At 65.0% G+C, this 20919-nt stretch carries 23 protein-coding genes; 12 read left to right on the top strand and 11 right to left on the bottom strand.

Features of this window, described 5'->3' with window-relative positions; translation table 11 throughout:
• Positions 1 to 18 precede the first annotated feature (18 nt).
• The 3 genes from ACJJV6_RS05500 to ACJJV6_RS05510 all read left to right on the top strand — a co-directional run bounded on the left by ACJJV6_RS05500 (position 19) and on the right by ACJJV6_RS05510 (position 3370).
• Entirely contained in the window at positions 19 to 717 is a 699-nt protein-coding gene (locus ACJJV6_RS05500) for a GntR family transcriptional regulator (protein ID WP_152419512.1), read from the top strand.
• Positions 718 to 838: 121 nt separating this feature from the next.
• On the top strand, positions 839 to 1147 hold the full coding sequence (locus ACJJV6_RS05505; RefSeq protein WP_009356739.1) for a hypothetical protein: 309 nt from the start codon (positions 839 to 841) through the stop codon (positions 1145 to 1147).
• 69 nt (positions 1148 to 1216) lie between these two features.
• On the top strand, positions 1217 to 3370 hold the full coding sequence (locus ACJJV6_RS05510; protein WP_009356738.1) for a glycogen debranching N-terminal domain-containing protein: 2154 nt from the start codon (positions 1217 to 1219) through the stop codon (positions 3368 to 3370).
• A gap of 11 nt (positions 3371 to 3381) precedes the next feature.
• On the opposite strand, the gene ACJJV6_RS05515 is transcribed toward ACJJV6_RS05510, so the two are convergent.
• A complete protein-coding gene (locus ACJJV6_RS05515; RefSeq protein WP_009356737.1) occupies positions 3382 to 3618 on the bottom strand; it encodes a hypothetical protein in 237 nt (78 codons plus the stop codon).
• A 218-nt stretch (positions 3619 to 3836) separates the two neighbouring features.
• Between ACJJV6_RS05515 and ACJJV6_RS05520 the strand changes: the two genes are divergently transcribed.
• The 8 genes from ACJJV6_RS05520 to ACJJV6_RS05555 all read left to right on the top strand — a co-directional run bounded on the left by ACJJV6_RS05520 (position 3837) and on the right by ACJJV6_RS05555 (position 11768).
• The gene (locus ACJJV6_RS05520; protein WP_009356736.1) at positions 3837 to 4526 is read left to right on the top strand and encodes a haloacid dehalogenase type II; all 690 of its coding nucleotides are present in this window, start codon (positions 3837 to 3839) and stop codon (positions 4524 to 4526) included.
• Positions 4527 to 4543: 17 nt separating this feature from the next.
• Positions 4544 to 5029, top strand: a complete 486-nt coding sequence (locus ACJJV6_RS05525; RefSeq protein WP_052014011.1) for a RidA family protein — start codon at positions 4544 to 4546, stop codon at positions 5027 to 5029.
• Between the two features lie 9 nt (positions 5030 to 5038).
• Positions 5039 to 6145 (top strand): alanine racemase, encoded by a 1107-nt coding sequence (locus ACJJV6_RS05530; RefSeq protein ID WP_009356734.1) that lies wholly within the window; start codon positions 5039 to 5041, stop codon positions 6143 to 6145.
• Between the two features lie 60 nt (positions 6146 to 6205).
• Positions 6206 to 6940 (top strand): SDR family NAD(P)-dependent oxidoreductase, encoded by a 735-nt coding sequence (locus ACJJV6_RS05535; protein WP_407710100.1) that lies wholly within the window; start codon positions 6206 to 6208, stop codon positions 6938 to 6940.
• 13 nt (positions 6941 to 6953) lie between these two features.
• Complete coding sequence (locus ACJJV6_RS05540; protein ID WP_407710101.1) at positions 6954 to 8360, top strand: NAD(P)/FAD-dependent oxidoreductase; 1407 nt, start codon at positions 6954 to 6956, stop codon at positions 8358 to 8360.
• 62 nt (positions 8361 to 8422) lie between these two features.
• Positions 8423 to 9556, top strand: a complete 1134-nt coding sequence (locus ACJJV6_RS05545; protein WP_009356731.1) for an FAD-dependent oxidoreductase — start codon at positions 8423 to 8425, stop codon at positions 9554 to 9556.
• Between the two features lie 28 nt (positions 9557 to 9584).
• Positions 9585 to 11039 carry an NAD-dependent succinate-semialdehyde dehydrogenase gene (locus ACJJV6_RS05550; protein ID WP_354175649.1) on the top strand — a complete coding sequence of 485 codons (1455 nt, stop codon included), beginning with the start codon at positions 9585 to 9587 and terminating at the stop codon, positions 11037 to 11039.
• Positions 11040 to 11117: 78 nt separating this feature from the next.
• Positions 11118 to 11768, top strand: a complete 651-nt coding sequence (locus tag ACJJV6_RS05555; RefSeq protein ID WP_009356729.1) for a GntR family transcriptional regulator — start codon at positions 11118 to 11120, stop codon at positions 11766 to 11768.
• A 25-nt stretch (positions 11769 to 11793) separates the two neighbouring features.
• Here ACJJV6_RS05555 and ACJJV6_RS05560 read toward each other — a convergent pair whose 3' ends face one another.
• The 8 genes from ACJJV6_RS05560 to ACJJV6_RS05595 all read right to left on the bottom strand — a co-directional run bounded on the left by ACJJV6_RS05560 (position 11794) and on the right by ACJJV6_RS05595 (position 18993).
• Entirely contained in the window at positions 11794 to 12783 is a 990-nt protein-coding gene (locus tag ACJJV6_RS05560; RefSeq protein ID WP_009356728.1) for a cyclase family protein, read from the bottom strand.
• Entirely contained in the window at positions 12780 to 13040 is a 261-nt protein-coding gene (locus tag ACJJV6_RS05565; RefSeq protein ID WP_009356727.1) for a hypothetical protein, read from the bottom strand. The genes ACJJV6_RS05560 and ACJJV6_RS05565 overlap by 4 nt, the downstream gene beginning before the upstream one ends.
• Before the next feature lie 12 nt (positions 13041 to 13052).
• The gene (locus ACJJV6_RS05570) at positions 13053 to 14390 is read right to left on the bottom strand and encodes a TRAP transporter large permease subunit (protein WP_354175652.1); all 1338 of its coding nucleotides are present in this window, start codon (positions 14388 to 14390) and stop codon (positions 13053 to 13055) included.
• Between the two features lie 76 nt (positions 14391 to 14466).
• On the bottom strand, positions 14467 to 15246 hold the full coding sequence (locus ACJJV6_RS05575) for an NAD(P)-dependent oxidoreductase (protein ID WP_009356724.1): 780 nt from the start codon (positions 15244 to 15246) through the stop codon (positions 14467 to 14469).
• Between the two features lie 18 nt (positions 15247 to 15264).
• Positions 15265 to 15894 (bottom strand): methyltransferase, encoded by a 630-nt coding sequence (locus ACJJV6_RS05580; protein WP_354175654.1) that lies wholly within the window; start codon positions 15892 to 15894, stop codon positions 15265 to 15267.
• Between the two features lie 33 nt (positions 15895 to 15927).
• Complete coding sequence (locus ACJJV6_RS05585) at positions 15928 to 16926, bottom strand: tripartite tricarboxylate transporter substrate binding protein (protein WP_009356722.1); 999 nt, start codon at positions 16924 to 16926, stop codon at positions 15928 to 15930.
• A gap of 58 nt (positions 16927 to 16984) precedes the next feature.
• Positions 16985 to 18487 carry a tripartite tricarboxylate transporter permease gene (locus ACJJV6_RS05590; protein WP_354175656.1) on the bottom strand — a complete coding sequence of 501 codons (1503 nt, stop codon included), beginning with the start codon at positions 18485 to 18487 and terminating at the stop codon, positions 16985 to 16987.
• A gap of 2 nt (positions 18488 to 18489) precedes the next feature.
• Entirely contained in the window at positions 18490 to 18993 is a 504-nt protein-coding gene (locus ACJJV6_RS05595; protein ID WP_407710102.1) for a tripartite tricarboxylate transporter TctB family protein, read from the bottom strand.
• Positions 18994 to 19107: 114 nt separating this feature from the next.
• Between ACJJV6_RS05595 and ACJJV6_RS05600 the strand changes: the two genes are divergently transcribed.
• Entirely contained in the window at positions 19108 to 19908 is an 801-nt protein-coding gene (locus tag ACJJV6_RS05600) for an IclR family transcriptional regulator (protein ID WP_009356718.1), read from the top strand.
• A 19-nt stretch (positions 19909 to 19927) separates the two neighbouring features.
• Here the strand turns inward: ACJJV6_RS05600 and ACJJV6_RS05605 are convergent, their stop codons facing one another.
• A complete protein-coding gene (locus ACJJV6_RS05605) occupies positions 19928 to 20383 on the bottom strand; it encodes a hypothetical protein (protein ID WP_407710103.1) in 456 nt (151 codons plus the stop codon).
• Positions 20384 to 20663: 280 nt separating this feature from the next.
• Positions 20664 to 20864 carry a hypothetical protein gene (locus ACJJV6_RS05610; RefSeq protein ID WP_407710104.1) on the bottom strand — a complete coding sequence of 67 codons (201 nt, stop codon included), beginning with the start codon at positions 20862 to 20864 and terminating at the stop codon, positions 20664 to 20666.
• Positions 20865 to 20919: the final 55 nt, after the last annotated feature.

Below are 20919 nucleotides of genomic sequence, written 5' to 3' on the forward strand. Positions count from 1 at the left end.
GATTCATGGAATGAGGGGATGTCAATGGCGGCACCGGAGGCAACATTCGTACTGGAGGGTCGCCCCACGGCGCAACTGATCGCCGACCAGTTGCGGGAGCTCATCGTCCAGGGGGCGTTCAGGCCCGGGCAGCAGGTCAACGAATCTGCTTTGGCCAGCCAGCTCAACACCTCCCGGGGCCCGCTGCGCGAAGCACTGCAGCGGCTCTGCCAGGAGGGCATCCTGGTCAGCAAGCGCAACCGCGGGGTTTTCGTGCTGGAACTGACGGCGGCTGACGTAAAGGAAATCTATGCCGTCCGCGAGGCGGTGGAACTTGCTGCCGCCCACACCCTCCTCGACTCAGGCCCGGAGCAGATTGCAACCACCGTCCGGGAACTCAAGGCCATTATCAAGAACATGGCCAAGCAGGTGAAGGCCTCCGACTGGCAGGCCCTCGCCCGGCTGGACATGCAGTTCCACACCACGTTCGTGTCCGGCACCGGCAACACCCGCCTGATCCGGATTTATGAGACGCTCGCGGCCGAATCCCGCATGTGTATCCTCGGGCTGGAAGTGGCGTATCCGCGCATCGACGTCCTGGTGCAGGAACACCAGAAGATCCTCGACCACCTGGAAGCAGGTGACCGGCAGGGACTCCAGCGTGCCATTCAACGCCACATGGAGAAGGCGGTGGAGGACCTCACCTCCGATCCTGAAGCAGCCGGGATCAGCGCCTAGCAGCACCGCTCACAGTAAGGGCCCAGTTCCAGCGGAACTGGGCCCTTACTCAACCACACCCATTTCCACGACCGCCTGCTGGCACTGGCGCCAGCTGCCGGTCAGCAAGGAGCACGTGCACATGAAAGACAACCGGGCCATTCCTGCCTTCGAAACCCGGGCTGCCCGCAGCGTCCGCGAAGCAACGTGGTCATCCCTGGAGCCTGGGGACTTGGTAACCCTGGGCCGGCAGGGCTATGAGCACTACAGCGGGAGGGTGGACGAACGGACCGCCGACGGCCGGACCATCTGGGTCATAGACCGTATTGGGGACCGGCGGCTCTTCCACATCGAGGACGAGTACGACCTCTCCATGGGCATGACGTCCGACGCCGGCACGCGGCTCTGGCCTGCAAGGGGCGGCGGGAGTAGCCTCGGGCTTACCACGTAGAGGACGGCCAGCCAGCGCCCCCAACCCGGAGCGGTTGCCCGTCAGGCAGTTCCCCGAGGAGGCCGGGCAATGGCTGGATGGAACGCGGACACGGCGGCAGGCCCGCTTGGGGCCGGCACGGTCACACTGGTGGAAGGCACGTCCTTCTGCATTTCACTGCCGAACGGGGACATCCACCCGGAACACCCGCATGGATTCTTTTTCCAGGACACCCGCATCCTGTCCAGGTGGAACCTGGCCGTCAACGGGCAGCCCCTGGAACCGCTGGCAGCCCAGACGAAAGAGCCATACAGGGCGATTTTCGCCGGCAGGGTTACCCGGTCGGACGGTTACGCGGACAGCCCACTCATCGTGGAACGGAGGCGGGAACTGGGGATCGGCATCGTGGAACACGTCACCGTGCACAACCACTCCACAAAGCCCGCGGAATGCACGGTCACGATTACCATCAGCTCGGATTTCGCGGATGTCTTTGAAGTCAAGGAAGCCCGAACCCCCCGGGTATGGGACGAGACCCGCGAGTTCGACGGAAAGACCCTGAGCATCAGCGGCCGCTGGCAGGAAGTCCGGAAGTCCGTCGTCGTAACGTCCGCTACCCCCTGGTCAGCGGCCGGCGAGGAACTGACATGCGTGGCCACTATCCCGCCGCGCGGCGAATGGAACACCGTCCTAACCGTGGTGCCCGGCTCCGAAGCCCCCGCGGCACCGGTTGTCCGGCCGGCTGAAGGCGAACTGTCGCGCAGCGACCGCCGCCGGCAGGAATGGGTGGCAAAAATACCCAAGCTGCACATGGGCAACAGGTCCATCGAACGGACCCTCCGCCGCAGTTATGACGATCTTGGCGCCCTCCGCATTGAGGATCCCGCCCACCCCGACAGGATTGTGGTGGCGGCCGGCGCGCCGTGGTTCATGACGCTGTTCGGGCGGGACTCCCTGTGGGCCTCGGAGATGGCCATGCCCGTGGACCCTTCCCTTGCCCTGGGCACGCTGCAGACACTGGCCGACCGGCAAGGCAGGGTGGTGGATCCCGTCAGCGAGGAGGAACCAGGGAAGATCCTGCACGAGGTGCGGCTCGACGTCTCCAGTTCTCTGGCCCTGGGAGGCAAATCCGTTTACTACGGCAGCGTGGACGCCACTCCCCTGTTCGTGGTGATCCTGGGCTCGGTCAGCCGCTGGGGGTTCGCCAGGGACACCATTGCCGCACTGCTCCCGCACGCCGACCGCGCCCTGGAATGGATCCGGGACTACGGCGACAGGGACGGCGACGGCTTTGTGGAGTACCAGCGCCTCAATGACCAAGGTCTCGTCAACCAGGGCTGGAAGGATTCCTGGGACGGCGTCAACTTTGCCGACGGCACCCTCGCGGAGCCGCCCATCGCGCTCTGCGAGGTCCAGGCCTACGTCTATGACGCCTACATGGCCCGCGCCTGGATCGCCCACGACACCGGGGACACAGGGCTGGCGGCCGAACTCGCGGACCGTGCGGCCGAGCTGAAGGCGCGGTTCAACGAGAAGTTCTGGATGCCGGACAAGGGGTACTACGCCATCGCGCTGGACGGGAGGAAACAGCAGGTGGACGCGTGCGCTTCCAACATGGGGCATTGCCTCTGGGTGGGCATCGTGGATGAGGACAAGGCTCCCTTGGTTGCCGAACGGCTGATGTCCCCTGAAATGTTCAGCGGCTGGGGCGTCCGTACCCTCGCCACGGACATGGGCGCCTACAACCCTGCCAGCTACCACAACGGCTCTGTGTGGCCGCACGACAATGCCGTGATCGCGGCAGGCCTGATGCGCTACGGATTCGTTGCAGAGGCACAGCGCATCTCCACCGCCCTCTTCGAAGCAGCCGAACACTCCGGAGGGCGCCTGCCCGAGTTGTTCTGCGGGTTCAACCGGGAACAGTACAGCGAGCCCGTGCCCTATCCAACCGCCTGCTCGCCCCAGGCCTGGGCCGCAACGTCGCCCATCCAGCTGGTCACGAGCCTGATGAGGTACGACGCCCACGTGTCCCGCGGAGGGTTCTGGATGGACCCCGAACTGCCGGAATCCTACGGCGATTTGCACATCAGCAACGCACCCATGGCAGGAGGGCGCGTCACCATCGACATCGCCAATTGCGTGCCCACGGTGCATGGACTCCCGGAGGGGATGGCGTTCCATCGTGGCCACCGGCCATGGCTGACCGAACTCCTGGCCGAGGCCGGGCTGCGCAAGGAAAAGTGACGAAGCTGTGCCTAGTGGCTCGGAGCAAGGACAGCAACAGAGGGCAGGCTGCGGCTGCCGGCAGTCTTCCCCAGCATCCACAGCACAGGCTCGCCGCATGAGGCAGGCATCACTTCCCCCTTCGTGATGAAGCGTGCCGCTGACGGATCTCCCGCGGCGGCCCACCAACCGGTCTTAGGGCAGTGGTGGCCCGTGCGGGACGTTTCATCCAGCTCGAAAGCAGGAGTATCAAAGCGGCGTTTCTTCATTCCATGCTCCTTGGGGAAGTCCACGCCTAGGGGGCGGGACAAGCTTCCTGACAGGGAAAAGACTACCAATTGTCAACAATCTACGATAGAGCTCAATCGGAATTAATGCCGAATCCAAGCAAGAATCGTTGACAATCCACAATCAAAGCGAGTATCGTCGACAATCGACAGAGGTCGTCGACAATCGACGTTGCCGTAACCAGTCACAGGAGGACCCCGTGGTATTCACAACCAAACCAAAGTTCGTGACCTTCGACATGAACGGAACGCTGATCAAATTCGCTATCAACGACGCGCTGCGTGACGTCTTGGGAGACCGTCTGCCAGCCGAAGTCGCCGAGGATTACCTGCAGGCCTGCAAGGCCTACCGGATTGACGAGTGCATGGGCGACTACAAGCCGTTCCGCCAGATCGTTGCGAACTCCATGGAACGCGCCTCGCGCAGGGTGGGCATCGAGTACCGTGAAGCCGATGCCCGGGCTGTCTACGAGACTGTCCCCACGTGGGGCCCTTACCCGGGTGTCACCGAGGCACTCAACCGCCTGGCTGCAGAAGTCCCGTTGGTCATCATCACGAACAGCGACACCGCGGATGCGGCTCGGCTCGCCGCGAACCTGAAGGCCCCCTTCGACACCATCATCAGCGCCGAACAGATGGGTATGTACAAGCCGCGGCTCGGTGCATTTGAGTACATGTTCGACAAGCTTGGCGTGACGCCGGACGAGATCGTGCACGTCTCCGCGAGCCCGATGTACGACCACCGGCCTGCAGCCATCATGGGCATCAAGAACAAGGTGTACATGGACCGCGGCTTCGAGCACGACGAGCACTGGCTCGGCTACGAGCGGATCACCGACATCGCCGACCTCCCCGTCCTCTTTGGCCTGCCGCGCCCGGCCGCCTCGTAAAGGGACCGTGGGTACGGATGAGCCTGCCACTACCTCAAACCGTCGAGGGCACCTCGGCTATGGACCGGCTCGAAGCCCTCGGCCTGGAGCTTCCGGTCCTCGCTGGTAACGCCTACTACATGGATCACCGGGCGGTGGACTCCAGCATCCATATCTCCGGCCAACTGCCCTACAGGGACGGGGTCCTGCTGGGGCAGGGCGTTGTCGGCCGGGAGGTCGGGCTGGAGACGGCGCAGGAGCTTGCGCGTCATTGCGCGCTGAACTGCCTCGCCGCTGCCGTGCAGGCGATGGGAGATCTGGACCGGGTCCGGATCGTGCAAATGCTGGTCTTCGTGGCCAGCACACCGGACTTCGGTCTGCAATCAAAGGTGGCCAACGCCGCCAGTGAATTGCTGATCGAGGTGCTGGGGGAAAACGGACGGCACGCCCGGACCGCGATTGGCGTGGCCGGGTTGCCGCTGAACACCCCCGTGGAAATCCAGATGGTCTGTACCGCCTTGTAAGGAGCACACGTGAACCGCATTCAACGAGCAGTCGACGCCCTGGCCGGCCGCATTGATACCCCGGCCCCGATCGTGCTGGCCGACGTGATGCAGGACAACATCGACCGCATGCAGCGGTTCGCAACCCAGCAGAACCTTGCAGTCAGACCGCACGTCAAGACCCACAAATGCGTGGAAATCGGCCGGCGCCAGGTGAAAGCAGGGGCAGTGGGAATCACCGCAGGCAACGTAGGTGAGGCCGAGGTCTTCGCCGCTGCCGGCTTCGACGACATCTTCATCGCCTACCCGCTCTGGCCTTCGGGAACGAAGGGGAAGCGGATCCGCAGCCTGGCCGCAGGCACCAGGCTGCGGATCGGCGTCGACAATGTCGCCGCGATCAACGCCCTCGCCGACGCGATGGGCACAGAACCTGAGCAGTTGCAGGTGGTGATAGAGGTCGACTGCGGCGCTCGCCGGTCCGGGGCTCCTCCGGAGGCCGCGGGCGACCTCGCCCTCGCTGCCCGCAAGCGCGGACTGGTTCCGGCAGGCGTCTTCACCTATCCGGGCCACGGCAGCGCCGGTCCGGAAGCCCGCAAGCGTGCCGCGGAAGACCAGGAAGCCGCGCTCACCACCGCGGTGCGCAGCCTGGGCTCGCACGGGATCAGGCCGGAAGTGGTCAGCGCCGGCTCCACGCCCACGGTGGAATTCGCCACCAGCAGCGTGATCACCGAAATCCGGCCCGGAGAGTACGTGTTCAACGACCTGAACAACGCGCGCCTGGGCGCCTGCACGGAGGACCAGATCGCGTTGTTCGTCGCCGGGACGGTGGTCAGCGACTGGGTTCCCGGCCAGGTCATCCTCGATATTGGCACCAAAGCCTTGGGCCGGGAAGGCAGCCCCGAGATCGGCTACGGCCGGATTGCCGGCACCGCTGCCGCCCTGTCCAAACTCAATGAATACCACGGGTTCCTCCCCCTTCCGGGGGGCGGGTTCCGCCCTGCGGTTGGCGCCGTGCTGCCCGTCATCCCCAACCATGTATGCCCGGTGGTGGTCAATTTTGAGGAGTACGTCGTCACCGACAGTTCGGGTGCGTCCCTGGAACGCTGGGCAGTAGACGCCCGCGGGCACCTCAACTGACCCCATCTACAGCAGCTCCCCACCACCACCAGCATTTTTATCCACGATGGAGTGTCCGACATGAGACTTGATAAGACCACCGCCCTGGTCACCGGTGCCAGCAGCGGAATCGGAGAGGCCATTGCCTCCCACTTCCGGCGGGAAGGCGCACGGCTGCTGCTCACCGGCCGCAGGGAGCACCTCGACAGCGCCCAGCCCGATGACCTGTATGTTGCCGGGGACCTCAACGACGAGGCGTTTGTGGAAAGCCTCGCCAGTCAGGCCGCCGAGTCCTTCGGCACGGTCGACGTCGTCGTCCTCAACCACGGCCTGCAGGTCAGCGGTCCTCTCACCGGGATGGCGTACGAGGATGCCAGGAACGTGCTCCACAGCAACCTCCTCAGCACCTTCCTGGTGATGAAACACTTCGCCCAGCTCATGCCTGCATCCGGGGGTTCATTCGTCCTGGTCAGTTCCCGGCTGGGCATGGTCGGCAAACCCGATGAAGTTCTGTACTCCGCCGCCAAGGGAGGCGTCATCATGCTTGCCAAGGGCGCCGCGATCGAATGGGCCGAACGCAATATCCGGGTCAACGTCGTCGCACCGGGCCTCACCGTGACACCCGTGATCGAGGCATCGTTCCAGCGGCGACCCGACCCGGAGGCCTACCGCCGGGAGCGGGAGGGCCAGATCCCCCTCAAACGCCTCGCGACTCCCGAAGAAATCGCCGACGCCGTTCTTTTCCTTGCGTCCAAGGAATCTTCCTACATCACGGGAGCAACGCTCCCTGTCGACGGCGGATACACCGCCTTTTAGAGAGGGACAACCAATGCAAACCCTGGCGGCAACACCAAAAAATGGCGACCTTGGCTTTTGGTTGGCCGGGCTCGCCGATGAGAAGCCAGCGTACCCGCGTTTTTCGGGACAGCTTTCAGTAGACCTGGCTATCATCGGCGGCGGATACACGGGCCTGTGGGCTGCGTATTTCGCCAAGAAGCTCGAGCCGTCCCTCTCCGTCGCGGTTTTCGAGGCAGAACAAGTGGGCTACGGCGCGTCCGGGCGGAACGGCGGCTGGCTGTCGGCAATGATCCCCGGAAACCGCGCCACTTTTGCCCGTGCTTCCGGCGGCGGGATGGACGCCAGCCGGGCGTTGCAGCAGGAGTTCATCACCGGCGTCGATGCCGTCCTGGAAATACTCAAGGCTGAAGGCATCAACGCCGACCAGCACAAGGGCGGCGCGCTCGTGGCGGCCCACACCAAAGCGGGGCTCGGCCGGCTGCGCAGCAGACGCGACACGGACCTGAAATACGGGCTGACCGAAGACGAGGTCCAGTTCCTCAACCGGAACGAGTTCCAGGACAACATCAACATTTCCACCGTCCACGGCGGCCTCTTCTACAAGCAATGCGCACGAATCCAGCCGGCAAAGCTTGTTTATGGTCTCGCTGACAGGCTCACGGCGATGGGTGTGGACATCTACGAACACAGCCGCGTGGAGAGGGTGGACGCCGGAGTGCTCGTCCTGGCCAACGGCCGGGTGACTTCCGGCAAGGCGTTCATCTGCACCGAAGGCTACTCGGGCCCGCTGCTTGGCCACCGGACCCTGATCCCCATCAACTCCTCAATGATCGTGACCAAGCCCCTGTCCGCGGAGGCGTGGCGGCAGATCGGCTGGAACGGACTGCAGTGCCTGAACGACTCGGCCCACACCTTCATCTACTCCCAACGCACCGCCGACGGCCGGATCGCCATCGGCGGACGCGGCCGTCCCTACCGCTATGCGTCCGGCACCGGTGGCCGCGGGGCAACAGCCCAGTCCACGATCAACCTGATTTCCGAAAAGCTCGCCACGTTCTTCCCCGGAATCCACTTCGAAGTCGACCATGCCTGGTCAGGGGTCCTGGGGGTCACCCGTGACTGGAACGGCGGCGTGCACTGGGACCCGGCCACTGGAATAGGATCTTCCACCGGCTACGCGGGTCACGGCGTCACAGCCGCCTACGTGGGTGGCAGGACCCTCGCCGAGCTGGCATTCGAACAGGACACCCAACGGACCACGCTCCCGTGGGTAGGCTACCGCTCCCGGAAATGGGAACCGGAGCCACTCCGCTGGCTGGGTGTCCACGGCATGTACCGGCTGTTCGGACTCGCCGACCAGTGGGAAGAACGTATGGACTCGAGCAACACTTCCCTCCTGGCCAGGTTCGGCAGCCGGCTGGCCGGACTTCACGAATAGTGCACAACGTCCAATTTTCCCGCCGTCATGCCGTATCCGGCAAAGAAAGGAAGGCACTGAACATGGATGGAAAGCTTGCGGTCATTGGCCTCGGCAGCATCGGCAGCATGGCCCTCTGGCAGGCTTCACGCATCTCCGGTTCCGTCGTCGGTTTCGAAACCGCCTCCCCTGGCCACGGACGCAGTGCCGTGGGCGGTGACACCCGCCTGTTCCGCATGATTTTCCGCGGCGACCCGGGCCTCTACCCCATCATGAAGCGCTCACGCGCATTGTGGGCAGAGCTCGAGGCCGAAACCGGCCAGGACATCCTCACCCGCTGCGGAGGCCTGTCGATCGGCGCCGCCGATGGCCCTTACATCACCTCGGTCCTGGAAACCACCCGGGTTACGGGGGCAGAACACAGCGTCCTTACCCGCCAGAACATGGCCGAACGCTACCCCCAGCACAACCTCCACCATGATGACGTCGCCATCTTTGATCCCAACGCAGGCGTGTTGCGCACCGACCGTGCGGTGACGGCGGCTGTCTCCGCCGCACAGGACAACGGCGCAACGGTCCACACCAATACGCCCATTGAAGGTATCGAGGAAACGCCGGAGGGTGTACTCATCACCTCGGCCGGCAGATCCTGGACGTTCGAGAATGTGATCATCACTTCGGGCGGCTGGTCCCGGCACTTCATGCCTGATTACCTCAAGGCCCAGACACAGACCAAACGGCTTATCCTGACCTGGTTCGTTGCTAAGGACAGTGCCCGCTTTTCGCCCGCCCGGTTCCCTGTCTTCAGCCGCGTCCACCAGGACCGCGCCATGTACGGGGCGCCGGCCGTGGACGGCGTTACGGTGAAAGCGACCCTGGACGGCGGCGGCAGGCCCACCCCTGACCCGGACGCCGTGCCCAGGGATCTGACGGCCGCGGAAATCCAAGAGACCACGGAAACTGTGACCGGATTCCTTCCCGGCCTTAACCCCAGCATCATCCGGGCTGACGCCTTTCCCGAACTCTTCACCGCTGACGGACACCCACTCCTCGGCCCACTCAACGAGGGCAGCAGGATCTATATCGCCACCGGTTTCTCCGGCGGCGGCTTCAAGAATGCCACCGGCTTCGGCCACATTGCAGCCCATGAAGCACTCGGCAAACAGCACTTCAGCGGGCTGGACTTCCTGCGCCCGGAACGCTTCAAAACCACCTGACCACCCATACTGCAACTGAAAGCGTGAGATGACCGCCTCCTTTGACCCCACTGCCCTCCACACCGAGCTCTTCATCAATGGCGCCTGGCGGGCGGCCAGCCGTGGAGCCACCTTCCCGGTCGAGAATCCGGCCACCAATGAAGTCATCGCCCACGTGGCTGACGGCGGCCCGGATGATGCTGCTCAGGCCATCGAGGCCGCCGGCCGAGCCCAAGCAGAGTGGGCGGAATCAACTCCCCGCATCCGGGCCGACATCCTCTACCGCGCCTACGAGCTGGTTGTGGCCAACACGGACCGGCTCGCCGCAATTATGACCGCTGAAATGGGCAAGCCCCTCGCAGAGGCTCGAGGCGAGGTGGCATATGGCGCTGGGATGCTTCGCTGGTTCTCCGAGGAAGCCGTCCGGGTCGGCGGCGATGACGCCGTATCAGACTATGGCAGCACCCGCGTCATCGTGACCAGGGAACCGATCGGCCCGTGCGTACTCGTCACACCGTGGAACTTCCCGCTGGCCATGGGCACCCGCAAGATCGCGCCGGCTGTCGCGGCAGGCTGCACCATGGTTTTCAAACCGGCCGCGCTCACGCCGCTGACGTCCCTCGCCCTGGTGGACATCTTCCGGGAGGCGGGGCTTCCCGACGGCGTCCTGAACGTTGTCACCACCTCACGCGCTTCCAGTGTGGTCGATACCTGGATGTCCAGTGGCATCGCCCGGAAGGTCAGCTTCACCGGGTCGACCGAAGTTGGCAAGGCCCTGCTGCGCCAGGCTGCCGACAACGTGATGCGGTCGTCGATGGAACTGGGCGGCTACGCCCCCTTCATCGTGCTGGCCGACGCGGACATCGAAAAGGCCGTCGACGGCGCCATGACGGCCAAGATGCGAAACATGGGAGAGGCGTGCACTGCGGCAAACCGCTTCTTCGTTCACCGATCTGTGGCAGGGGAATTCAGTGAGAAGTTCGCGAAGAGGATGTCTGAACTCCAGGTGGGCAACGGCTCGCACCCCGGCACTGAGGTTGGCCCCCTGGTTGAACAAAAAAGCCTCGACAAAGTACACGCTCTGGTTAGCGATGCCGTAACCAAGGGCGCCAGCATCCTGACCGGCGGCACGCTCCCAGACGGGCCCGGCTACTTCTATCCGCCTACTGTCCTGGTCGATGTGCCCATCGGCGCGAAGCTGATGCATGAGGAAATCTTCGGACCTGTCGCAGCGGTGACTGTCTTTGACAGCGAAGACGAAGTTCTCCGCCTGGCCAACGACACCGAGTGGGGCCTCGCCGGATACGTCTACACCCAGGCTTTGAAGACCGCACAGCGGTTCTCCGAGGAGCTGGAAGTGGGCATGGTCGGCATCAATACCGGACTCGTTTCCAACCCTGCAGCCCCCTTTGGCGGAATCAAGCAGTCCGGTCTGGGACGCGAAGGCGGCAAGGTGGGTATCGAAGAATTCCTGGAGATCAAGTACACGGCTATCGCGGTGTAGGAAACACCATATCGGCCAGCTCTCCGGTCCACCGGAAGCTGGCCGATATAATCGACAATCGACAAGAAAGGCGGCGCCATGGACGTCAAATTCGCGTGGCAGGAGCAGCGAACCACCACGCCGGAGGGTGTCTACCGCGTCCTGCGCACCGCCATCCTTGACGGAACAGTCCCCCCGGGCGGACAGCTGCGCGAGACCCGCATCGCCGCGGACCTGGGGATCAGCCGGTCGCCGCTCCGGGAAGCGCTGACCCGGCTGGAGGAGGAAGGACTGGTCGTCAAGATTCCTTTCCGTGGCTCCTTTGTGGTGGAAGTGAGTGACCGCGAGGTCGCCGAAATCGCCTCGATCCGTGTCCTAGTGGAGCCCTACGCCGCCGAACTCTCGGTCGAAACGTTGCGTGGCAGCGAGCGGCACCGGCTGACGCAAACTATTGAGGAACTACACCGGGCCACGGAAACGAACGATATCCCTGCGAGCATTGACGCGCACCTTCGCTTCCACCGGCTGTTTTACGACTTCTCCGGAAACGGGGCACTGCAGAGTATGTGGAACGGGTGGGAAACCAAGCTGCGCCTCTACCTGGCCGTTGACCACCGCACCTACAGCGACCTGCATGACATCGCCGTGGAGCATGAAAAATTGGCTGACATGGCCTTGAACGGCGATATGGACGGTTTCCGCCAGGAGCTGGTCAGCCAGTTCCACAACGCTCTGCGGGCCGGAATGTAAGTGGGGTCGATCCAGCCGGCGGCCGTCAGGTCACAGCCGTGGCGTTGGCCGGCGATCCCGTACCCCCGGTGATGTTCAGCGGCTTGATGCTGATGAAGGCATCCCAGATGCCGCTGGACCTCATGTGCCGTGCCAGCGGGCCGAGTTTCCAGAGTTCGCCGAGAGGCATGCCCAGTTTGGCCAGGAGATCCTGGTGCATCATGCCGTGGTCGTTCGGGGCGGTGTTCCGGAACGGGCTGCGCGCGAGGGCGGGAAGGCATTCGAAGGCGAAGTTGTCAGCGGCGACGACGGCGAACCGGCTGTTCCACGCCCACGCGAGGAATTCCCGGGACTGGGCGACTCCCGTTGCCTTCCGGCTGTCCCGGATCCGCAGTTTCTCCCCTGGAGCCAGGTCCAGGAACCATTCGCACCAGCCGGTGTGCAGCATCAGGATGTCCCCCGGCCCGGGGGTGAGGGACTGGGCTGCCAGGGCTTCCTGAATCAGCTCCAGGCCGAGGGGTTCGCCATTCGCGTGGTTGATGGGCTCGCCGACGCTCTCCCGGTAGCCGGCCAGGTCCACCAGGATCCCCCGGCCGGCGATCGGATGTTCCGCCCACTCCTGGACCCCCAGCTCGGGACTGCCCTCGGTGATCACATGATCGGGCGTGCCGTTGTAGAAGCCGACGTCGTCCGCCCTGCGGTGCCGGAGCCCGTCGATCTGGCTTGACCCCTGGAGGTAGTACCTGTCCAGGTAGTCGTCCCGGTGGGCAGGGTGTGAGGAGTAGATAGTGTGCCTGGGAGCACCGCGCTTCAGGGACATGCCGGGATCGAAGGCATCTGCCGGGTAGTCCAGGCCGAACACGGTTCCGGTCCGGATGGAGTCCCTGGCGCGCAGGACCGTATCCGGCCCGATGAAGGACGGGGTTCCGCGGCCGGGTTGGGGAAACAGCCCCCACGAGGTCCCCGCAAGCTCTCCGGCCCGTTCCAGGAGTTCGGCGTAACTGGGGTAGGCCGGGCCTTCCGACATGTCCGTCATCGCGATGCTGCCGCTTCCCCGGCCGTCACTGCCTGTTCCTTGCCGTGTTTGTAGCTGAGCAGGAACCCGGTAACCGCGCAGACCGATGCCGCGATGCACATCGGGTCCTTGATGGCTGTATTGAAGAACTCGAGCCACTCCCCCTGTCCCGACGCAAGCGCCACGGCCTGGCCGGCGACGAAGAACACTCCACCCAGGAGCAGGAGCGCCAGCGTGAGGACAAAGACGGCCTGGACGGCACGCCGGATCTTGTGCATGGTGTGTCCCCCTTAGATCGGCAGGACGCCGAGGATGATCAGGACGCCGATGCCGAGCAGCGGCAGCGCGTAGTGGGTGAGGAGCCGGGCAAAGGTTTTGATCGGATTGACGTCGGCGATGCCGCAGGCCACGTACAGCGGTGCGCCGCCCGGCGGGACCGACGCCTCGCACGAGGAGAAGACCAGCACGGCGACGGCGGCAGTGGTGGCCGGCACCCCGGCAGCCACCAGTGCCGCGACGCCAACGGTTCCGACGGCGGCCATGGTGGCGGTGGCGGACAGCGGCGCGGCGACGGCAATGACGATCAAGCCGATCAATATGGCCAACAGCCACAGCGGCAGGTTCATGCCGTTCAGAAGGGCTGTCATCTGCTGGGGCAGGCCGGTGCCGGCCAAAGCGTTGGCCCCGGCGAAAGCGAACACCACCGTGACGCCCACGATGCCAAAGCGCGGGGCGGAATCCTGCAACAGGTCCCGCCAGGCCCGCCGGTTCCTGGGAAGGTTCTTCCGGCCCAGGAGCGCACCGGTGATGATCAGGACTACCGGGATCCAGACGATGACGCCGACCGCCTTGGTGATGTCCGTGCCGGTCCAGCCGGTGAGCGCCTGCGCGACGGCACCGGAGGTAATGACCAGCGGGATGGCGACGACGACGAACAGCAGCAGCGTCGCCCAGCCCCTGCCGAACGCGGCCCGGACGGGCAGCCGGTGCGCGGCGTCCAGCGGGGCCATGCCGCTCTTGCGGACCAGGAGCCAGGTGACGATCAGCCGGTGCAGGAAGCACCACAGTCCGCCGAACAGCAGCGGCAGGACGAGGGCGTTGATATCCAGCAGCGGCCCCACGGTAGCGGATCCGGCCAGGACGAACATTGAGGCGCTGAACGGGAACGTGATGCCCATGCCCGCGTTGCCCGCCACCAGGGTGGCGGCGGAGGGCTTGTCCAGCCGGGACTTTTCCATCCAGGGGATGGTCACGGATCCTACGGTCGCGGCGATGGCGGCCTGGTTGTGGACCACTCCACCCAGGCCCGCCGACGCCACTGTTGAGACCCATGCCGGTCCGCCTTTGACCCCGCCGATGAGGGAGTTCAACAGGTCGATCAGCCGGTCCAGCACCCCTGCCTTGTCCAGCAGGTATCCCATGAAAACGAACGCCATGGTGGCGTAGACGATTTCGTCCGTGATGGCCGCGTACAGCGCCTCCCACCCCACCTGGGCGGCGGCGGAACCAGTGAACGGGAGCACCACCAGGAACCCGAGGATCATGGCTTCCCCAACGCTGCGCTTGATCACGGTGGTCCAGAGCAGAATGACGGCCAGATAGGCCCCCAGTGCCCAGATTCCGATCACGATCCTGCCCCTGACGTTGTGCTGCTGAATGTCACGCGGTTTACTTTCCTGCTATTGATTCTGTCGTGCCCCGGGGTCAGCGCAAGACCGGCACCGTAGCCTGCGCAATACGAGTCAGTGCGGCGGCGGAGGCGTTGGTCATCTCAGCGGGCACACCGAGGTCCGAGAGGTAGCTGGCCGTGTCCTGCATCTCCTTGGAGCGGCGGACCGCGTGCTTGACGGTCCCGGTGAGGAACCTGTCGATCACTGCCTGGCCGTCCCCGGCGAGCTGCTTGGCGATCTGCCCACGGATCCACTCCTCGAGCCCTGCCGCCTTCCCGGCGGTGACGGCTTCGACCACCACTGAAGCCAGGCCCTTCATCAGGACACTGCGCAGCAGCTTGTGGGCCATGGCCGCGCCCGGTTCCCCTTCAGTGATTTCGACGTCGACGCCAAGCGGACGCAGCAGGTCGGCCACGGCCTGGGCCCCGGGTCCGCTGACCATCAGGGGGGTCTTCTCCCCCAGCGCGGAAACCGGTCCAAGGATGGCGACGTCCGCGAAGTCCGCCTTGCCGGGCAGCTGGCCCAGCTCCTGCATGACGCCCGGTGAGGAGGAAGTGAAGTCCGCATAGCAGCTGCCGGCCGCCATGACCGGCAGGCATTCCAGGGCTACGGCCCGGGCTGCCGCCGCCCCTGTCATCACCAGGACGATGTCCGCGTCCCGGCATGCTTCGGCGGCGGTGGCGGCGCGGGTGACGCCCGCCGGGGTGGTGGGGGCAACGGGGTCATAGCCGGTGACTGTGTGGCCGGCAGCGGTGAGGGCTGCAGCATAGGTTGCGCCGGCCTCGCCGAGGCCGATGACGGTGCACGCTGTCATGGGTTCTTCTCTTTCTGGTTAGGAGCGGGCTGCAACGATTGCTTGCCGGCGGTTGGTTTCGTCTGCGAACACGGCTTCCGCGGCGTCCGCGACGGCGGCTGCCTGTTCCCGGGGAATGACCACCACGCCGTCGGAGTCGCCGATGATGACGTCGCCCGGCAGGACGGGGACGCCGCCGAAGGCGATGGCCGTTCCCAGCCGGAAGGGGCCGTTCTTGTAGGGACCCGCGGGTGAAGTAGCCCGTGCGAAGACGGGCATGCCGATCTCACCCAGCGCCTCGGCGTCGCGCGCTGCTCCGTCCAGGGCGAATCCGGCGATGCCGAGGTTGATGGCCCGTTCCCCAATCAGTTCACCTAAGAGGGCGCGGGACTCATCGGCCCCGCCGGCCACGACGATGACATCCCCCGGCTGTGCCAGTCCCAGGGCCTGGTGGATTCCCTGGTTGTCGCCGGGCCGGGTCCAGACGGTGAAGGCCGGCCCGGCGATTTTCGCTCCCGGCCAGATGGCCTGGATTGCCGAGTGGGCGACGCCAAGGCGGTCCACGGCATCGCCGATGTTGGCAGCCGGCAGTTTGGCGAGCCGTTCAATGACGTCCCTGTCGGGGCGGGGGAAGTCGGCGTCGATGGTGTCAGTGGCGGGCGTTGTCATGGTGCGTTCTTTCGTGGGAGGCGCGGAAAGGGGTTAGTCGGTCTTCTGGACCAGCGGGAGGACCTTCTTGAAGTCCTCTTCCTGGGCGGCCCAGAACTGCTGGTAGTCGTCGCCGTTGAGGTAGCTGGTCTGCAGGCCGAGGTCGTTCATCTTCTGCACCACGGCCGGATCCTCGATGGCCTTCTGGAGTGCAGCTTCCAGCTTTTCGGCCACCTCGTCCGGCAGGCCGGCCGGGGCGGAGTAGCCGCGGACGGTGCCTGCCACCAGGTCGTAGCCGGATTCCTTGAAGGTCGGCACGTCCTGCAGTGAAGGCGCACGCTCCTCGGACATGACGCCCAGGACCCGGGCCTTGCCCTGCTTGGTCAGGTCGGTGACGTCGCTGACGTTGGCCACCAGGATGTCCACGTGCTTGCCCAGGAATGCAGTGGTGGCCTGGGAAGCACCCTCGGAGAAGTGGACCGGGGCGAATTCGGAGCCTGTGGTTTCCTGGATCTGGGCCATGGCAAAGTGTTCGCCGGTCTGCAGCCCCGTGGTGCTGGCAGTCATGGACTTCGGACTGGCCTTGGCTGCGTCCAGGAGGTCCTTGAGGGTCTGGTACGGGCTGTCCGGCTGGACGGCGATCACGGTGGGGTCGATAACCTGCCGGCCGAGGGGCTGGAAGCTGTCCCGGGTGTACTTGGCGCCACGGCTGGGATCCAGCGGCGAGACAACCACGGACGGGGAACCGGTGGCCCCGATCGTGTAGCCGTCGGGCTTGGCGCTGGTGAGCTGCGTGTAGCCGATCTGTCCGCCGGCTCCGGGCTTGTTGATGACCTCCACGTTGGTGCCCAGTTCCTTCTCGAGGACGGGCTGGATCAGCCGGGCAGCCGTATCCACGGCGCCGCCGGAGCCGAAGGCCACCACAATTTCAATGGACTTGCCCTTCCGCGGGAAGTCACTGGCGGTGTTCGTGGCTCCGGCGTTCGCGCCGCAGCCGGTGAGGGCGAGGAGGCCTGCTGCTGCGACGGCGGCAAGGCGGATGCGGGTCTTCATGGGGCTTCTCCTTTGAAGGTGGTCTGTTGTGCAGAGGTTGGGGATGGAACGGGTGTCTTTAGGTTTCGGGGTCTTCGTTGAGCGCCTTGGGCTTACGGAGCTTGAGGAGCGGGCTGAAGATGATGAGGAGTCCCAGGCCGATGAGGACCGCAGAGATGGGGCGGTTGACGAAAATTCCGAAGTCGCCCTGGGAGATTTCAAGGGATTCACGCAGGGAACGTTCCATCAGCGGGCCCAGCACCAGGGTGAGCACCATCGGGGCCAGCGGGATGTCCAGGTGCCGCAGCGCGAGCCCGAGGAGGCCGAAACCGATCATGACAAAGACGTCGAAGACGGTGAAGTTGATGGTGTAGGCGCCGATGACCATGAACAGCAGGATGAGCGCCGTCAGGATCGTCGTGGGGACCCGGAGGATGGAGGTCCACAGGCCCACCAGCGGGACGTTCAGCAGGAGCAGGATCAGGTTGCCGATGAACAGGCTGGCGATGATGGCCCACGCGATCTCGGAGTTCTCCGTGAAGAGTGTGGGCCCGGGGGTGAGGCCCTGCTGCAGGAAGGCGCCCATCAGCACCGCGATGGTCGGGGATGCGGGGATGCCCAGGGTGAACAGCGGGATCAGTGCTGCGTTGGCGTGGGAGTTGTTGGCGGTCTCCGGGCCGGCCACGCCTTCGATGGCGCCCTTGCCCAGCTCGTTGCGGTGCCGGGAGAACTTCTTCTCGGCGCCGTAGGCAAGCAGGGAGGACACGGAGCCGGTCATGCCGGGAATAAGGCCCAGGCCGAACCCGATGCCGGTGCCGCGGGCCATGGCCGGGGCACTGCGCCGCCATTCCTTGCCGGTGGGCAGCAGCGACCGGAAGTTGGGTGCGTGGACTGCCGGTGCCGCAGCCCCTTTGCGGTAGGACAGCAGTTCCGAGAGTCCGAAGACTCCGACAATCACGGCCACGAAGCTGACGCCGTCCAGGAGCCTGTCCACGCCGAAGGTGAAGCGGGGTGCGCCGGCAACAGGGTCGATGCCGACCATGGAGATCAGCAGGCCGAGGGCGCCGGAGATCACGGCCTTGACCATGGACTTGCCGGCGAGGGCGACGAGCAGGGATATGCCCACTACCATCAGGGCGAAGAACTCGGGGGGCCCGACCAGCAGGCCCAGTTCGCCCAGCGGTTTCGCCGCGGCCACCAGCCCCACGGTCGCTATCGTGCCGCCAACGAAGGACCCGACGGCGGCGATGGTCAGGGCGGCGCCCGCCTTGCCGATCTTCGTCATGGCGTAGCCGTCAATGGTGGTGATGGCGGAGGCCGCCTCGCCGGGAGTGTTCAGCAGGACGCTGGTAATGGTTCCCCCGTAGGCCGTGCCGTAGAAAATGGCGCAAAGCATGATGATGGCGCCGGTCGCGTCCATGTTCAGGGTCAGGGGGATCAGCAGCGCGACGCCGGCCACCGGGCCGATGCCGGGCAGGACGCCGATGACGGTGCCCAGGAGGCAGCCTAGGAAGGCGAACAGCAGGTTCTGCCAGGTCATGGCGGCCGCGAAACCGCCCAGCAGTTCGTTGAAAATGTCCACGTCTAGAGTCCGATCGTGTTCAGCAGGGGGAAGGCAGAGACCGGCAGCGCGACGTTCAGTCCGTAGTTGAAGGCGTAAAAGGCGCCGACGCTTCCGGCCAGGGCAATGATCAGCGACGTGACCCAGGTCCGGCGTCCGCGCAGTTTCAGGTGGTACATGAGGAACAGGAACGTGCTCAGCTGGAACCCGAGAAGATCCATGACGGACGCCAGGATGGCCAGGCTGACCACCACGGCGACCACCAGGCCGCGGTCCACCCCTTCCGCCGTTTCACTTGGCCGGCGCAGCTCCTGGATCAGCCAGACCAGCGCCATGGCGACGAGCACCCCGCCCATCGCAAAGGGGAAGAGCCCCGGCCCGGGGCCGAGGGACGTCCAGAGGCCGAGTCCCAGGGAACTGACCAGGACGTAGATGCCGACGGCCGCGAAAGCGCCGATGCCCACCAGAACGGATGGAGCAACGCGTGCCGCGCTCTTGGGTGTCGTCGTCAGTGACTCCGTTGTCATGGTTTCCTTCTTGTGTTCGTGCCTTTCATAGAATGAAAGAGCCTTACGTGTATAGAAATAGTGACAGCAGACACACCCACTGTCAAGCGCAAGGGGATTACATAGAATGAAACAATGACGACCGCCGCATCCACCCCGCCGCCTTCCACGGATGAGGGGCCCAAAGCGTCAAACATGCGCTCCCTGTCGCGGGCACTGGAGGTGTACGCCGAACTGCAGCGGGCGGAGAGGCCGCAGCGGCTCAGCGACCTGGCCCGGGCGTGCGGCATGAGCCTGCCCACCACGCTGCGCATCCTCCGGGTGCTCCAGGACTTCGGCATGGTCAGCCAGACGGACAAGTCCTACCGGATCGGCCCAGCAGTCCTGCCGGCGGCCCGCAGCTATCTCGAAAACGATCCCCTGGTGGTGTCTTCGCGGCCCATCCTCCAGCAGCTGGCCACCTCGACGGGATTGACGGCGTCGCTCTACACCCGGCTTGGTTACGAGCGGATCCTCGTGGCGCGTGTCGACGGCGCGGCGCCCCTGCGCTACGACCTTCCCCTGGGCAAGCGCCTGCCACTCAGCCTCGGCGCGGCAGGCAAGATACTCCTGGCGTCTGCGCCCAGGGAAGAACTGGAGCAGGTAGCGGCCGCGGCCGTCGCCGCGGGGCACGAAGACAAGTCCTTCACGGCAGATGCCCTTCAGGCAAGGCTCCCAGAGGCGGGTGTGGACTTTTCTTATTCCGCGGACGAACGCGCCACCGGCGTCCTGTCAGTGGCCGTTGCCGTGCCCAACCGGACCGGCCGGCCCACGGAGTCCATTTCGCTCACGAGCCCGGTGGAGGCAGCCAGCGAAGACACACTTAAGGCCGGCGTGCCGGAGCTCCGGCGCGCGGCCCGCACGCTGTCCGCGCTCCTTGAAGGCTCCGTCTACTAGGCCGGATTCAGCCTGAGGCTTATCGCGCAGCACTCCACCATCTCCCGCCCGACCGAACGTCCTCCCCCGCGGCTCGCACGAACTCCTCGACATCCTCCCGACAGCGCTCTCCTTGCTCGTTCAAACTCCTGCGGTTTTCGAGCTTCTTGAGGGCAGTGATGTTGTCAAGCGCAGTACGTGCTCGTTCTGCTGTCTGATCATTGCTGGTCAACAGGCGGACGCCGTAATAGGCGGACCAGGCTGTTCCTCTGGCGCGATGGACATCGTCATCATCCGTCCTGACGTCTACGCGGTGACCTTCAAACCATTCGTCCATCACCGCTCGCCGGTACTCCATAGCAGCCGCTGCAAAGTTCTTGTAGGTCTCTATTCGGGCCTCATGGAGGCGGGTCTCAAAGGCGTTCTTTCGATTGAATGCATAGGTCAGTATGACCCCGAGCAAGGCGCCAAGGAGGCCGATGATGGCAGCGTCCATCGGAACAAGTTAGCAGCCGATTGAAGAGTCGAAAAGGACTAGCTCCTGTGCGACTGCTCAGTCGTGACATAAGCCCGGCCCCACTGGCCCGCGCGCGTCTGCAGAATGGCGAAACCCCCGCGCGAGTCGGGCTCCAGCGCGGGGGCTTCTGTGCTTCCTAGTTGGGGAACTAACGTGGAAACAAGAAGAATTTACCGGCCAGTAGGGTTTGGAAATCTCCAAAACGGGCCGGTTTGGTAAATCTTGAGGGAATTTTGAGCAGCGCCGCCCACGCGAGGGTTTAGCTGCCCGGCTCCTCCGTGGAGTCCGGGTCTTCCTCGGGCTCGAACGTGTTGGGGTCGGTATCCGCGGCGATTCCGACGCCGTCGCCGGCCCGGGGGATCCCGCTGTCGTTCTGGGCAGATGTTCCCTTGCCTTCGGTGCCTGCCCCGCCCTCCTGAGTCTCGTCGTCGGGCAGGGAATCGGGTGAGTTGATTGTCATCGCTCCTCCTTCGTTGGCCGGGCCTCCACGCTAACAGCCCGCGCCCCGAAAGGAG

It is taken from the genome of Arthrobacter nitrophenolicus, assembly GCF_045833485.1.
GTDB lineage: Bacteria > Actinomycetota > Actinomycetes > Actinomycetales > Micrococcaceae > Arthrobacter > Arthrobacter nitrophenolicus.

Coding starts and splice junctions, on each gene's coding strand:
- ACJJV6_RS05595 (WP_407710102.1), bottom strand. CDS start 18,993: ATGACAACGGAGTCACTGACGACGACACCCAAGAGCGCGGCACGCGTT.
- ACJJV6_RS05545 (WP_009356731.1), top strand. CDS start 8,423: ATGGATGGAAAGCTTGCGGTCATTGGCCTCGGCAGCATCGGCAGCATG.
- ACJJV6_RS05600 (WP_009356718.1), top strand. CDS start 19,108: ATGACGACCGCCGCATCCACCCCGCCGCCTTCCACGGATGAGGGGCCC.
- ACJJV6_RS05565 (WP_009356727.1), bottom strand. CDS start 13,040: ATGCACAAGATCCGGCGTGCCGTCCAGGCCGTCTTTGTCCTCACGCTG.
- ACJJV6_RS05505 (WP_009356739.1), top strand. CDS start 839: ATGAAAGACAACCGGGCCATTCCTGCCTTCGAAACCCGGGCTGCCCGC.
- ACJJV6_RS05540 (WP_407710101.1), top strand. CDS start 6,954: ATGCAAACCCTGGCGGCAACACCAAAAAATGGCGACCTTGGCTTTTGG.
- ACJJV6_RS05500 (WP_152419512.1), top strand. CDS start 19: ATGTCAATGGCGGCACCGGAGGCAACATTCGTACTGGAGGGTCGCCCC.
- ACJJV6_RS05515 (WP_009356737.1), bottom strand. CDS start 3,618: ATGAAGAAACGCCGCTTTGATACTCCTGCTTTCGAGCTGGATGAAACG.
- ACJJV6_RS05560 (WP_009356728.1), bottom strand. CDS start 12,783: ATGACGGACATGTCGGAAGGCCCGGCCTACCCCAGTTACGCCGAACTC.
- ACJJV6_RS05575 (WP_009356724.1), bottom strand. CDS start 15,246: ATGACAGCGTGCACCGTCATCGGCCTCGGCGAGGCCGGCGCAACCTAT.
- ACJJV6_RS05605 (WP_407710103.1), bottom strand. CDS start 20,383: ATGGACGCTGCCATCATCGGCCTCCTTGGCGCCTTGCTCGGGGTCATA.
- ACJJV6_RS05555 (WP_009356729.1), top strand. CDS start 11,118: ATGGACGTCAAATTCGCGTGGCAGGAGCAGCGAACCACCACGCCGGAG.
- ACJJV6_RS05550 (WP_354175649.1), top strand. CDS start 9,585: ATGACCGCCTCCTTTGACCCCACTGCCCTCCACACCGAGCTCTTCATC.
- ACJJV6_RS05580 (WP_354175654.1), bottom strand. CDS start 15,894: ATGACAACGCCCGCCACTGACACCATCGACGCCGACTTCCCCCGCCCC.
- ACJJV6_RS05510 (WP_009356738.1), top strand. CDS start 1,217: ATGGCTGGATGGAACGCGGACACGGCGGCAGGCCCGCTTGGGGCCGGC.
- ACJJV6_RS05585 (WP_009356722.1), bottom strand. CDS start 16,926: ATGAAGACCCGCATCCGCCTTGCCGCCGTCGCAGCAGCAGGCCTCCTC.
- ACJJV6_RS05525 (WP_052014011.1), top strand. CDS start 4,544: ATGAGCCTGCCACTACCTCAAACCGTCGAGGGCACCTCGGCTATGGAC.
- ACJJV6_RS05535 (WP_407710100.1), top strand. CDS start 6,206: ATGAGACTTGATAAGACCACCGCCCTGGTCACCGGTGCCAGCAGCGGA.
- ACJJV6_RS05610 (WP_407710104.1), bottom strand. CDS start 20,864: ATGACAATCAACTCACCCGATTCCCTGCCCGACGACGAGACTCAGGAG.